This is a genomic window from Pseudoalteromonas sp. SCSIO 43201 (assembly GCF_023716725.1).
Classification (GTDB): domain Bacteria; phylum Pseudomonadota; class Gammaproteobacteria; order Enterobacterales; family Alteromonadaceae; genus Pseudoalteromonas; species Pseudoalteromonas peptidolytica.
Genome location: NZ_CP072684.1, coordinates 181,338 through 195,495, shown reverse-complemented (window position 1 = coordinate 195,495; position 14,158 = coordinate 181,338). Strand labels below are relative to the sequence as shown.

At 38.0% G+C, this 14,158-nt stretch carries 11 protein-coding genes and 2 pseudogenes; 11 read left to right on the top strand and 2 right to left on the bottom strand.

Annotation, left to right across the window (positions count from 1 at the left end; all coding sequences use genetic code 11):
- Positions 1 to 92: 92 nt before the first annotated feature.
- The 4 genes from J8Z24_RS17695 (at position 93) to J8Z24_RS17680 (ending at position 3,762) form a co-directional block, all read left to right on the top strand.
- The gene (locus J8Z24_RS17695; protein WP_252095866.1) at positions 93 to 1,559 is read left to right on the top strand and encodes a DUF5677 domain-containing protein; all 1,467 of its coding nucleotides are present in this window, start codon (positions 93 to 95) and stop codon (positions 1,557 to 1,559) included.
- 115 nt (positions 1,560 to 1,674) lie between these two features.
- Positions 1,675 to 2,442, top strand: coding sequence for a toll/interleukin-1 receptor domain-containing protein (locus J8Z24_RS17690; RefSeq protein WP_176033428.1), 768 nt, complete (start codon positions 1,675 to 1,677; stop codon positions 2,440 to 2,442).
- A gap of 185 nt (positions 2,443 to 2,627) precedes the next feature.
- Positions 2,628 to 2,891, top strand: a complete 264-nt coding sequence (locus J8Z24_RS17685) for a hypothetical protein (protein WP_147391507.1) — start codon at positions 2,628 to 2,630, stop codon at positions 2,889 to 2,891.
- Between the two features lie 559 nt (positions 2,892 to 3,450).
- The gene (locus J8Z24_RS17680; RefSeq protein WP_176033326.1) at positions 3,451 to 3,762 is read left to right on the top strand and encodes a hypothetical protein; all 312 of its coding nucleotides are present in this window, start codon (positions 3,451 to 3,453) and stop codon (positions 3,760 to 3,762) included.
- A 413-nt stretch (positions 3,763 to 4,175) separates the two neighbouring features.
- Here J8Z24_RS17680 and J8Z24_RS17675 read toward each other — a convergent pair.
- Positions 4,176 to 5,330 (bottom strand): annotated as a pseudogene (locus tag J8Z24_RS17675) (IS110 family RNA-guided transposase).
- Between the two features lie 499 nt (positions 5,331 to 5,829).
- On the opposite strand from J8Z24_RS17675, the gene J8Z24_RS17670 reads away from it, so the two are divergent.
- The 5 genes from J8Z24_RS17670 (at position 5,830) to J8Z24_RS17650 (ending at position 10,178) form a co-directional block, all read left to right on the top strand.
- Complete coding sequence (locus tag J8Z24_RS17670; RefSeq protein ID WP_252095865.1) at positions 5,830 to 6,213, top strand: hypothetical protein; 384 nt, start codon at positions 5,830 to 5,832, stop codon at positions 6,211 to 6,213.
- Between the two features lie 90 nt (positions 6,214 to 6,303).
- Positions 6,304 to 6,774, top strand: coding sequence for a DUF2199 domain-containing protein (locus tag J8Z24_RS17665; protein WP_252095864.1), 471 nt, complete (start codon positions 6,304 to 6,306; stop codon positions 6,772 to 6,774).
- A gap of 581 nt (positions 6,775 to 7,355) precedes the next feature.
- Positions 7,356 to 7,820: a DUF4265 domain-containing protein gene (locus tag J8Z24_RS17660; protein ID WP_176033329.1), complete on the top strand. Its 465-nt coding sequence runs from the start codon at positions 7,356 to 7,358 to the stop codon at positions 7,818 to 7,820.
- A gap of 258 nt (positions 7,821 to 8,078) precedes the next feature.
- Positions 8,079 to 9,203, top strand: coding sequence for a right-handed parallel beta-helix repeat-containing protein (locus tag J8Z24_RS17655; RefSeq protein ID WP_176033330.1), 1,125 nt, complete (start codon positions 8,079 to 8,081; stop codon positions 9,201 to 9,203).
- Positions 9,204 to 9,773: 570 nt separating this feature from the next.
- On the top strand, positions 9,774 to 10,178 hold the full coding sequence (locus J8Z24_RS17650; protein ID WP_176033331.1) for a hypothetical protein: 405 nt from the start codon (positions 9,774 to 9,776) through the stop codon (positions 10,176 to 10,178).
- A gap of 435 nt (positions 10,179 to 10,613) precedes the next feature.
- On the opposite strand, the pseudogene J8Z24_RS17645 reads toward J8Z24_RS17650, so the two are convergent.
- Positions 10,614 to 11,504, bottom strand: a pseudogene (locus J8Z24_RS17645) (transposase).
- Positions 11,505 to 12,620: 1,116 nt separating this feature from the next.
- On the opposite strand from J8Z24_RS17645, the gene J8Z24_RS17640 reads away from it, so the two are divergent.
- Positions 12,621 to 13,277, top strand: coding sequence for a hypothetical protein (locus J8Z24_RS17640; protein ID WP_128731705.1), 657 nt, complete (start codon positions 12,621 to 12,623; stop codon positions 13,275 to 13,277).
- Positions 13,278 to 13,370: 93 nt separating this feature from the next.
- On the top strand, positions 13,371 to 13,949 hold the full coding sequence (locus tag J8Z24_RS17635; RefSeq protein ID WP_176033332.1) for a pyridoxine/pyridoxamine 5'-phosphate oxidase: 579 nt from the start codon (positions 13,371 to 13,373) through the stop codon (positions 13,947 to 13,949).
- Positions 13,950 to 14,158 lie beyond the last annotated feature (209 nt).

Here is a 14,158-nt window from a genome sequence, read left to right as displayed (position 1 = left end):
CGCTCATTCTTCGCTTAGTTTAGCTTGCTATTTTCCGCCGTTTATTAAGGCGTTAGCTATCTGGGTGATTAATCTTCAATATTAGGTGGGTTATGGCAGGAAATAAAAAAACACGAAAAAAGAAGCCTTCAAAAAGTGGTAAGAATAGAACGGCTTTGCTCGACCACAAAAAAGTAGGTTCTGAGCTACAGCCAGGTTTTGCCCAATTAGGGGACAAAATGACGTTCTCTTCTTGGTCCAATGAGCGTCTCCCAGAAATGTTGTGGGCTGCGATTATCCGCGTTATTCAAGACCAAGATTTGGCAATCGCTGAGTTTAGGAGGATTATCAAATTTGTTTCAGAGCATTCAGAAAAAGAGAAACTATCAGATCTCTCTATTACAGGGATCTCAAAGTTAGATGAAGAGCTACGGGATGAGTTTTTGGACTTTCTAACGTCGAATGTCAAAACAGCGTCAGCCTTAACTGTTTTAAAGTTATTTAATAACTTGCCAGCTAAAGATTCTTGGCTGAAGTTTTTACCACCAAGTGAGCCAGAACTTAATATTCTAATGACTGCAATTGGTATGTGCTTACCTCATCAATCTCAAGAGGCTACGGATTGCCGTTGGCTCAAGTTAATGTTAATGGTTGTAGGAGGCAAGTTTCATGCACCAAGAGAAATGGTTGAACCTTGGATTAACTACCCTTACGAGGGAGACCAGCGAAGTGTTCGCCCATCCATCCGTTCGTGTGAAATGGCTATTAATCCGCTGGTCGAGCAAGATTTAACATGGTCAAACGATTTTTGGGCTGAGTCATGGGAAAACACTCCATGTTTAGAATTAGTTCCCGAGAGTAGCACTAACTCCCAAGAACGTTGTTGTGATTTAGATGACATCCATAAGCTTAGGGGAGAGTTGGAAACACACTGGGAAAAAACTCACTCTACAACTGGAGTCGACGCTAAGCACGACGGCGTTTTTGGTACAGCATTTTATGCGCTATCGATATTGAGTGAGATAGTCTCGGTTGGAGTTGGCACTGGAATTCTTGCAAGGTTAGGGCTGAGAACCATTTTAGAAACTCATATCAGTCTTAGATATTTGATTCAAAAAAATGACGATCAGCTTTGGACCAAATGGAGAACCTACGGGGCTGGTCAAGCCAAACTCAACGCGCTGAAGTTTGATGAGCTTGTAGAGCCACCAAAATTTATTAATACCGAAACACTAGAGTCTATTGCAGGCGAAGACTTGTGGGAAGAGTTCATCAATATAGAACTTGGTAGTTGGAGTGGTTCTGATCTCAGAAAATTGAGTGATAAGGCAGGTTTAAAGTCTTCTTATGACCAATTTTACTCTTGGTCATCTACATATTCGCACGGGACTTGGGGGGCTATCAGGGAGGTTTGCTTTCATACATGTGGTAACCCACTGCACCGCTTACATAGATACCCTAAGGAGTCGACACTGCCCGATACTCTTCAAGATGCGTGTGTTTTGGTAAATGAAATACTAAATGACTTAAGTGTGGTGTACCCAACATTTAGTCCTCGTTTACTGGGAGAAGATAGCTAACAAAGCATTTAAGAGTGATTCGCAACGCTTGGCAGTTTCGCTTCGCTCAAGTATAGCCAAGCGCCGCTCACACCTTAATGCGGCGTTAGCGTCTTAATGATAGGAGGATTTGAAGGTGCCGGATCTATTTATTAGTCATGCTAGTGAAGATAAAGAGTTAGTAGCTCGCCCTTTAGCTATATCTCTAAGGAATCATGGGGTAGATGTTTGGTATGATGAGTTTTCTCTGACACTGGGTGACAGTCTCTCTGAATCAATCGACCAAGGACTTGCCGAGTCCTCATTTGCTGCTGTTGTTATTAGTCAACATTTTATGAATAAAAAATGGACGAAAGAGGAATTTAAGGGTCTAAAAGCAAGGCAGATCGAAGAAGGTAAAATCATTCTCCCAATCTGGCACAACGTTGCGAAACATGAAGTAATTAAATTCTCACCGACCTTAGGTGATTTGCTCGCGGCTGACTTTAGCGATGGGCTTGAAGCCACTGTATCAAAGATATTGGGAGTGTTACGAAAGTCTGCTGTAACTATTTGTCCTCTTAATCGTGCTAGATTGCTTATTGGTGATGGTCATTTTAATGAAGCTGTTGTTACAGCGTCGGTACAGTTAGAAAAGTACTCGAAGGATCTATCAGTTAAGCTACTTGGTTATGGATATTTCAAAAAGAAACCTTTGAAAAGGCAAAGTCTTGGAGTAGTCCTAAATGTGCTGTTAAAGAAAGGCTTACTTAGAACCAGAAAGCCGAATGGCGAAAGAGTGAATGTTCAAAAAGTAGTAAGTTTCAGAAATATATCAACACATAGCGATAGATTATTGGAACGACAAGAAGCTACATGGTATTTGTCTGAAGTTGAAACATTGATGGCTTTAAACCGACGCTAACAAAAGCTTCAAACCGACAGCCAACGCGTGGCAGTTTTGGTTTGCGGTAAGTTGAGTGTTTAAGGCGCAATGCGGTAACTTGGTTGTTGCGTTGTCTGCGGTTTAAGCTGAAGTTATAAGCCAATTGAGCTTACGGATTAGAAAAGCATATTGGTGAAAATTTCATTATAGATAGGAAGTAACTAATGAATATTGACGAACACTTAAAGGTATTAGCGTTAAAAAATAAAAAGCTATTTGGGTTCTCACATACTATGTGTATAGTTTTGGTAATCGGTTTAATAGCTCTTACGTTATCTATTGCTTTACCTCCTTCACTGACAGCAATACTTGTTGGAATTGCAGCTTTTTTTATTTTATATCACTACGCAGCATATGCCGTTAAAAAAACTAACAACAGAATCTCTCTACTAGAAACTAAGTATAAAGATCAAAGTAAAGGCTTATAACAAGTAGCTCAAAGTGGACGCAAAACAGTTGGCTTTCGCTCCTTCGTCGCTAATTTTAGCCAAGCATTTATGCGCCCATTAGTAAGGCGTTAGTATTCAATGGAGATTGACATTAAATTTCACCAATATATTCCCAGAATAGAAAATTTAAATGAGCAAGAAAGGTGTGACTTTTACCGTTGGTTGGCTCACTCTTTGACAGTTTCTATAAGGGTTACAATTTGTGATAAGACTCTGCCACAGAATGAAATTCTGAATCGCGTGAAGTGGCTTAATGAAATTGAGCATAGGGCTATCACCAAAACTTATGTAAGACCATTCGATATAGAAGATACATTAGACTTCTTTGACATGATCAGCGATTACATAGATAAAAATAATAATATCAGCTCTCAACTTCATCATTGTTTTACAAAATCTTTGAACCAGTTGAACAAATGAATACTAACAAGTTAATTAAACAGAGGACACAAAACAGCAGGCTTGCGCTCCTTCGTCGCTAATTTTAGCCTGCTATTTTGTGCCGTTTACGGCAAGCGTTATGTTTCAAGGAAAATTTGTGGATAATTCTAGAAAAGTGAAATCATTAAAGTCTATTGAGTTTGCAATTGAACATCCCCAAGAGCATGAATCCAAACTAATTAAAAAGAGTCGGCTTTTAGCTGTCGTTGCATGGATTGGATTCTTTGTTAGTTTTCTTTTGTATTTTCAAGAATTACGTGGTTTGTATTTACCTGCATTAGCATCATTTTCTGGAATCCTATATGGCTTGTCTATGTACCTTGATTTAACCATAAAACAGTGGCCCGTGGTCGCAAAGCACGTTGATATTGACTCGGTTAAGAAAGAAATCAGTGAGACTGAAACATAACAAGTTAATCAAACAATGGGCGTAAAACAGTAGGCTTGCGCTCCTTCGTCGCTAATTTTAGCCTACTATTTTTCGCCGTTTATTAAGGCGTTGGTATGACTTCCACTGTCAAGTTAAACACACTGATCCTTGCTTAACTTTAAGCCATAATTTCTAAACTCGAATTAGAGAGAGTTAATGTATAGGGTGAAGCAAGTAATTTCGTCGGTTTTCTTGCTGGTATTCGTTGGTTACTCATTTTCATGAGCAGAGCAGACCTTACTTAACTCGACCTATGCCGATTATCGGTGGCACCTGTTTTCAGTCTATGTTCGTGGTTCAATGCTGTGTTAGCAGCATTGCCATCCTAACGCCGTCGGTGGTTGTGCCACACCCGATGCTTGACCCAATACATTAACTCTAATTCGTTCATTTTAAGCTGGTACTCTTGATAATCTTAACTTAGGATTTATCGGCGAGAGTACAATCTGTTTTGCGATTGCCCAGATATAAGCGATCATTTCACGGGCAATGGCGGTGACAACGAGGTTGTAATGCTTGCCTTTATTTATGAGCTTTTTATAACGTTTACAGAGCCTTAATTGTGCTTTCCATGCGATATCAACAATCTACTTTGGTAAACCCTCTTGTCGTTTTTGTAACTCGGTCGATATGTTGGCTGCATGACGGTAACTGTGAGCACCTTCGACTAATAAGCGCCTTGCACGACCATTGCCACATTTAGTAATTGCGCCAATATGCCTTTTACCACCACTCGAGTGTTCACTCGGAACGAGCCCAAGATAACTCATGAGTTTTCGCGGATGGTCGAAGCGGGTTAAATCACCAAGCTCAGCGACAATACCAGCGGCCACGAGTAAGCGAACGCCGCGCATAGCTTGGATTGATTTAACTACAGGGTAGTAACGCCATTGATAAACATGATGAGAGAGCTCATTGTCAAGTCGCTCCAATCGTGCAGTTCGCTCGTTTATAGTTTGAATAAACTCTTGTAAAACGATTTGTTGTGCAGGATGTGGCAATACTAGTTCTGTGAGCCAACGTAAGTGTTTGAGAGACCAGTTTGCCGTGCCTGCATAGTTGATATTGTTTCGAAGAAGCAGTGCTTTTAGCTAGTACTTTGCATCTTTTAAATCTTTCATCGCAACTTCTCGAGCACGAGATAAATTACGAATAGCTTCATCTTCCGGCTCAGGTACATAAATAGGGGTTAAGTCTTCAGACTTAAGTAATTTAGCCAGTTTAAGTGCATCACGTTTGTCAGTTTTTATACGCTCGCCAGGTTTTTTAGGAACAAGCGATGGGGCAACTACGTAACAGCAATGTCCAAGAGAAGTAATTAAGCGGTAAATCCAGTAACCACAGGGACCAGCTTTATAAACGAAATGGAGCGTAGTGTTAGGGTATTTAGATTCAAATTGCCTGATAAGCTTTTTAATGGTGACTTTAGCTGAAGAAATACGACCGAAATGAATGGGTTGTGCGCCTCGGTTGTCTTCAATATAAGCAACTTCAATGAACTCTTTATGAGTATCTAAGCCAATGAAAAGTATGTTATGTTTAGTCATGCTAGCCTCTGCTATTTAGTTATTTGACAAACTAATTATGGCTCTGGCTTTAAGCTAACCCACGAAAATGCGGAGGCTAGCACCGTGTGGGAGTCATTATGTCTATATGCCTAAGGGAATTTATCATCAGCAAACTTCTTGAGAAGAAATTAATTCCGTTTGTCGGATTTCTACTTTTATTTGGTTTTAGTTGGTTTTTATTATCTGGTAAGGCACTTTATGCATTAAGTTTTGGTGGCGTGTTTGTATTGTTTTGTGCCGAACATGTTTTCAATTTTATTAATCGAACAAAAGTACGTGGCATTCGAAAGTTATCAGGCACAATAGTCCAAAGGCCTATATCTTTCTTGCTACCACTTTTTATTTTACTTTGTTTGTTTTGTACATTTGGCATATAACAAGTTAATTAAACCGTGGACGTAAAACAGCAGGCTTGCGTTCATTCTTCGCTTAGTTTAGCCTGCTATTTTTCGCCGTTTATTAAGGCGTTAGCTGTTTTATGAATAAAGCACTGTATTTGAGTATTGTTTTCTTACTACCAATCATATTTTATCCGATTGGGCTAAGTCACTTTCAAGATATTTGGATTTGGTATTACGTCCCATTTGGGGCTGTTTATGCGACTTATATTTGGTTTAAGCCCACAGGGAACATTACAAATTATATTGTGGCAACACCGCTAGTGTTTTTATTGGTTTTGTTTATAGGTGTTTTTGTCCCTTATGGTTTTAATAGTGGTATTGGTGCTGCTTTTGAATTCTTACCTGTAATGCTTATTGTTACTATACCAATAGGTGTTATAACTGGTTTACTATATGTGGTCTTAGCTTTGTTAATTTTAAAAGGCTTCGTTAAATTTGGTTATGGCTTCCAAAACAGCTAACAAACGCATCAACTAATAAAGCTTGGCTTGGTTCGTGCCTCACCAATTATAGCCAAGCTTTATTAGCCCGTTAGCTTTCAGGAGAACAAATTGAAGTGTGGATGTTGTGGTAAATATATAGGGGATATTTCTTTTGATAAAAGCTACAAAATGCCAGACGAAGCTTGGGCATTACCTGAAGCTGAAAAGAATAACCGCACGCAAATAGATTCTGATTTATGCAGACTTGATGAGCGCTATCTCCTTAGGGGCGTTGCTTATATTCCAGTTATAGATTCTGAAAAAAGTTATGGCTGGGGTGTTTGGGTGGAAGTTTCAGAACAAAACTTTTTTGAGTATGTAGATAATTATGAGAATGACAATAGCTCTAGACCTTCATTTCTCGGAGTGGTTGCTAATAAAATACCTAGTTATGAAAATACGTTAAGTCTAACTGTTCAAGTTCAGCTAGGAAACGAAACTCAGAGACCTACGTTTACTTTTATAGATAAAGAGCACTTGCTAACCCAAGAGCAAGTTAATGGTGTAAGTATTGAAAAGATTCATAGTTTCAGTAATTGAAAGTTAACAAATTAATTAAACAGTGGACGCAAAACAGCAGGCTTGCGCTCATTCTTAGCTTAGTTTAGTCTGCTATTTTCCGCCGTTTATTAAGGCGTTAGCTATTTTTCTAGCTCAAAGGAAATTTTATGCATAGAAGCATCCATAAAGTATTATCAATTTTGATTGTTTTAGGTATCTGGCTGAGCCCAAGATTTTTAGGTATATATTCTACAACAAATAGTTTAGGTGAGTTCATTATATACAACATACTGATACCCGCCTTTGTCAGCGTTATCGGGCTATATTGTTTTTTAAAGTTTGTCCCTGTTAGATGTACCGTAAAAAACTGTAATGGTAAGGGATACTTGGAATCAGATACCGAAATTGTTGATAACATTTTAACACGTATTATTTTTGTAAAAGGTCACCGTTGCGAAAAATGCAACACCCTGATTAACACGCATCCACTTCATTGAGATATAAAATATAAATTGCTAACAAACGCTTTAACCAAAGACGCAAAACAGCAGGCTTGCGCTCCTTCGTCGCTAATTTTAGCCTGCTACTTTGCGCTGTTTATTAAGGCGTTAGCAATCATTATGAATAGTCTCATTACGCATAAAATTAGATTTCCTTTAGATGACCATCCTTCTGGATATGGTGGTGAATCATTATGGGCAGATAAAATCTCCGAAAATACATATCAGCTTAAAAATATACCCATTTTTGCTTATGGTGTTAACTTTGATGATGTAGTACTTGTCAAAGAAGATGAGGAGGGAGTTTTACAAGTGATAGAAAAAGTGGAATCTAGCAATCATCACACGATTAGAGTTTTCTTTGTAGACGAGCAGTCAGGGGATAGTAACTTTTCTAGACTTAAACAATTTAAAGGAGAAGGTATAGGCTCTGAAAAATGGAATGATGATTTATATGCATTAAATGTCACGCCGACTCGTGATTATGAAGAATTCATTGAGGTTTTAAACCATCAACAAGATTTAGGTGTTATCGAATACGAACTAGCTGGTGAATGGTCTGGTGGCTTTGATGGTTCGGAGTAAATAATTGCTAACAAGTAGCTCAAAGTGGACGCAAAACAGTTGGCTTTCGCTCATTCTTCGCTAATTTTAGCCAACAATTTTGCGCCGGATAAACGAGGCGTTATATTTTTATCTAAGATATTTTTGTATTGCATTTTACTAATTTTTAATTGTTCAAGCTTGTCGAGTTTAATAAGTTTTTATTGTGTTTTCAAAGGTTTTTTAAGCCGTTGAAATGGTATGTTTTTATTTTTACGTTGTTATATATAAGGTGTTTAAATGCTTGGGATGAAATTTTTATTCGTAATATTTATTTCTTTTTCTGTGAGCGCTCACTCTGGGGGTAATGATTTTCTTAGTATGATTGAGCGAGCGGAATCTGGGTCTACCATAGAGATAGAACCTGGAGATTATGATGTTTGTTCTACGGCGTATATTAAGAATAAAAATGACATTAAAATAATTGGTGTGGGTGAGGTTAAAATTAGAAAGTGTAACTCATTTAATGGTGAATACATATTGTCAGTCATTGATTCAGATAATGTATCAATTGATGGTGTTTCATTTTATGGTTTGACAGATGCTAAATATATTAATGAAAACACTACCAATATTGTCTGGGGAGAGCAGGGTGTGTTATTCTCTGGTACGTCGGGTTCGTCAGTTGAAAATAGTAATTTCTATAATTTTGGTGATGCGGCATTACGTATAACCTCATCCAGGAGTCATTATTCTGGAGAGCAAATTAATTCTAAAAATTTTCGTGCTGAAGGTAATGTTTTCTATAATGTAACTCAAGTTACAACTACACATCCATGGAGTAAGGATTTTGGAGGAACGAGGGATATAATCTTTAAAAATAACTTATTCTATGAAATGAAAGGAGGGTTGAAACTATCATCACGTAAAGGTGTATCTAATGCATTAGTAGAAGGTAATATATTTAATTTCATACATGGTTCTGCAATGGAGATTAATTATTATTCTAACGTTGTTATCAAGGATAATTCCTTTTCAAACGTTAATAAATTTATTCTCAATGTATTCCCAAACTCGATCAGTAATGTTAATGAAGCAATAGACTGGAATGGGTTGTCTTTTATAAAAAATACAGCATTCAAATCAAGAGGAGGTATCCGTATTGTTTCAGATATTGCGGGGGAGTTAATTTCTGGAAAGCATGTTTCAAATGTAATTATTAGTGCTAATAAGTTTGTTGATGTTGATATGAGTTTATATGGCGTATCTAATAGACATATTATTAATTTTTTAGAGAATGAAAAAAAGTTCATATATTCTGTGGTTAAGATGAATTCGTATAATACATCTGGTGATGTGTCACTATTGAATGTTGAACACTCTACAAATGTACAATCTTTGGATAATGTTGAACTAAAGCTTTAATAAGTTATATGGTGTTAACTCGTCTGTTTTATTCACTTTCCAACACAGGCTCCATATTTGACGGAGAGTCTGGAAATTTTGCGGTATATTAGACAATATCAAAAATAAAGATGTCCTAGTAATCACTGATAATGGGCAAATAACATGAGCTAAAAATGGTACTTCATTAACTGAAAGCTCCAAACCGAAAGAAAATACTAAGTCTGAGTATGTGGGAGGAAGCAGCGGTCATTGGATACAAGAAAATATTGATAGTGGAAAATTAATAATTCTAGAAGGCGGCTCTATTTGAGAAATAGAGCCTTTAGAGCAAATTGATGCAATGCTATGGCTTCCTATTTCAGAAATCACAGTTGCAACATCCGATAGGGGGTCTCCTGGATACGACTACTTACTTATCAATACTGATGATAATGAAAAAGCTCACGCTAAGTATTTAGGTAGCAAGTAAGACTAAATAAGTTAATTAAGTATGGGACTGCTAACGCTTGGCTCAGTTCCACTACACAAGTTTATCCAAGCATTATCAGCTCCTTATTGGGGCGTTAGAAATAAAATGGAGTATCTGCAATGAAGAAAGTCTTAGTGGTCTTTTTCACTTTATTAATTTTCGGATGTAACACTACACCTAAAGAATCTATTTCGACGGATAGCTTTAACTTAACGTCAAATGATCCTGAATACGGCTACACAGAGAAAAAGCCAATAGAATTGGGCAGTTTTTTACGTGGTACTAAAAATGCGAGTGCACACATAGAATATTTTGAAGGGCTAATAGGTCCGAACGGTGAAAAAGTAAAAGTGACACGGCTTGGGAGTTGCTGTGCATTTGAAGATAAATCCATGCCTTTTGGCGGTGGTTTATTAGATCGCTACCAACTGACATACGAAGGTCAAGAAAAGCCAGCTATTATTTACGTCAATTTATACAAATTTAATAAACCTTTAGCGCCTAAAGGTTTTTCATTGCTGTAAATTATTTCTAACAAGGCAGTTATATAACTCGGAGTTACATTGAGTTAAGATTTAAATTATAAATTTCGAATTTGATTACCTTCATGTGCCTATATGGCTGCACCTATGGTTCTTGGTTCATTTTTAATGCATTTACTATTAGTTACTAAAAATGCCGCTGAAGCTAATGTTTTAACGCTTCTCAACATTAAAGGTGTTACGGTTTGATTTACAAAAACAATACAGACATCCACTGTTATCTATTCACCATAGTTACGGCAGTTTCGACTTCGAATTGCAAAAAAGTGTTCGCCACCCATATCAAAAATGCTCCTAAAATAAGCTAATTATTGGCGTTTACGTATTTCTCGACGCCAAAATCAGCGTATCGCACACGGCATGGGGGAGACTGCGTTTCGCGCAGCTTGCGGGGTTATCGCGAAAAGTTTTATTTCGTTAGACCAACAAGCGTTCACAATTGGCTAGATTTGTGCGCCGTCGTTTTTTAAGTGTTTCACAGTAAGCGGTGAGTACTTGCTCTCGACCAACAGCACCATGGAAAATACGAGAAAATTGGGTTGTGAGTTTCATCCAATTATCAGGTTCGATATTGAGTCGAGACAAAATTGGTTGAGACTCTAAGATAGCGCCTTTTTTATCGGTGCGAATACATTTACCCGTAAGCTCTACTAATGCTAAGTAAGACTTGAGTTCAAAAGGCAGCCCTTTTGGCATGTGCTTCCGGGGGCTTCCCGCAAATCGCAATAGGCTGTTTGGTTGTTTCCCCTGCCTAGCATGGTCGATGCGCTTTTTGATACTGGTAAAATCAGAGGTCTCAGGGGTTGGGGCTAATTTGGCTCGAATGGGGGTTAAGTCGACTTATGCCATACAAGCAGCTAATGCAGCTTCGCCTAGCAAGGGTTGAGATTTGAATCTGCCTTCCCAAAATCGGCCTGTACATTCATCCTCTTTATTTGCTCTGCGGGCAATATGCTCGTTGAGTATCCGCATAAACCAACTAATATCTGTCAATCTTTGTCTGTACTTGGCAATATATTCACTGAACATCAACTGCTCTGACTCGCTTAGAGGCTCCTCCTCAATAAACTTCCACGTTACCCAGTTACCTTTAAACAGCTTGTGCCAGCGTATCACAATGGCTTTGTCAGATAAGCGCTTTGCCTTTTTATCATCAACATGCAATACAATGTGAGTGTGATTGCTCATCACCGCATACGCACAGACGTCGATACAAAAGACGGCAGACAATATCAGGAGCTTTTCTTCAACCCAATCACGGCGCCTTGAGTACAGAGTTAGAGCGTAGACGACTTTTAAAAAAGGCACAAATTAACAGTGGGTGTCTTTGGTTTCTTGCGATTCCCAAGTTCTAGGCGTTTTACAAACGCTATCCAAAGCATGAGTTTTGGTTAAACCTAAAGAATAACGACGCACGCTCATTCGAAACTCTATATGAGTATCTATATGGAAAAAATGTGGCCTTATTGTGATGACCTTTATAAACGATATGAAGTGGTTTAGTAACAAGGGGACGTCTTCACGGTTAGCGGATATTAATAATGTAAGCGTTGTCGGTTAGGCTTTTTTACGCTGGATGCGAAGCATAACTCCTGAGTGATTTAGGAGCACCGTTCTTTTAACACAGCCTTCGGTGACAATGTACTTTTAGGCCTACCCAAAACGCCTAGGATCAAGGTTGCAGAACTGTGAATCGGCTGCCTTTCTTTGGTATTGACATCGTTCGATTACCCAACTCTGCTATGACGTTGTCACATCAGGTATTGGTCTTACCACTAGAAATCTTAGTTTTTACGTGCAACCCATACTGTCAAAAACCATCAAAGCATTAACTAATAAACCCGGCTCACAAGCTTTAGCCAAGCTCTACTAGCCAATTGAACGAAATTTTTAAACGTCTGGTAGTTAACACTCAATTATTGCCTCTTCGAAGTTTTAACAGCCATGAAGACTTATTTTTTTCAGCGTCATAAAACACTGCCATGGTGAAAAAAAACATCAGTAACAGTATTACATGAGCTGCTAAGCTAATTCCAAAATATATTATACTTCCAAAATAGATAGCAAAAGAAAAGCTCCACATACCCGCTAATATTGTCATTATGTAGAATCTACTGACAGGGTCAGGAATATGCCTGAGAGGGTTTTTCTTTGAATCAAAAAAATATGTGTAGCACTCATATAATCTCAGTGTAAACATCTTCATAATATGCTCACCTTATCAACCATTTTTTCATGATCCAATACGGTTGAATTATCAATTTAGATCTTAAATTTTCACAAATTTAGCCATTATGATTTTAATGTTCATGTAACAAGCTGTTAAATAAGGACGAAATACAGTTGGCTTTTGTTCCTTCGTCGCTTATTCTAGCCAAAATTTTTTGCTTGTTATTTAGGCGTTACACCTTAAAAGGAATTACTATGTTAAAAGTAGCTACTTTAGTATTATCATTATTTGCATTCAATGCGTATGCTGATTTTTCAGCTATTGTAATCGCATACGATACAGGCGATGTTCCAGTAAACGGCTCCATTGATATTGAAGCCGAATACATAGCGATGTCTGTGACCCTGTCAAGCGATGCGAAGTATCCTTCTGAGAGAGCAAAACTTATTAAAAGCCTGCAGAACTCTATACGCTCAGCGGCATCAAAATCTGAAGGAATAGATTTTCAACAAGGTGTTATTTCGCTTTCGCCTCAAGAAAAATCATCTTTCTCTATATCTAAATCCTATGGTAGGAGTGCAGGCTCTAGCTTTTATATACTTTCTAAGTTACGCAAAGGAAAGGATGTCTACTCAGCCACTCAAGATATATACTCCTTCATAAATCGTATCAAAAGGCCTGAAGACACTAGCTTAAGGCTGGGCAATACTTCACTGGCCATAAGCTCGCCTAGTGAATATAGGGCATCTTTACTTGAAAAAATAAAATTAGAGATTAACACAACAAAGGAAGCCTTAGGAACAGGCTATAAGGTATCTATATCAGGCCTTGAGAACCCTGTGATCGTAAGGCAAAAGGATGATAAGCAGGTAACTCTTTTTATTGACTATCAAGTCCAGTTTAGTGAATAGATATAATAAGTCGATTAACTTCGCGCTTTCGGTGCCGGACGCAAAAAGCTGCGCTGGTTAGTGAGGCGCTATACCTAAGGGAGAATGTTGTAAATGGATGATCCAATAGATAAGTTTAATACCTTATGGGAGCAGGCGCTTTTGGATACGCCGCTCAAGCAAAAAAGTGCAGTCTGCGTTTCAACAATAAATGAAGACGGATTTCCTGAAAGTCGTTTTGTCGATTTAAAATCGGTAAGTAAATGTGGCTTGGTATTTTGCACATATCTTGATTCAAATAAAGGAAACGATATTCGCAGGGATCCAAAAGTTTCTTTAGCTTTATGGTGGGATCATATTGGCATTCAAATACGAGCCGTTGGCGTTGCGCAACAAATATCTGAAGAAGAAGCAATTAAATATTGGCAAACGCGTTCAAGGGATGCTCAATTGACCACAATGTGTTTTAACCAGAGTAAACCTCTATCTTCAGAATTAGAATTAATATCAAAATTTGATGATATAAAAGAACAAATGGCAGGTAACATCGTACCAAAACCAAAAAATTGGGGTGGTTACATAATAAAGCCTTTATCAATTGAGTTTTTGACATTTAAAGAAAACCGCTTACATCTGCGTGAGCTATACAAAAATGCGGATGGGCAATGGAGCAAGATGCTATTGCAACCTTAAATTCCAAGACTCAAAGCCGAACAGGTAACCGTTGGCTTGGTTTCACTTCGTTTCATAAAATAGCTAACCCACCGCTAAAGGCAGGGTTAGCTATTGAACGTAGTTAACATGCTGAAGTATATAATGAAAAGCAAGGGTGGGCTATTTCCTGGCGCTGGAACCTCTTTACGTACACTTGTTTTTCACTGCTTTTTAAACGCAAATTTTCA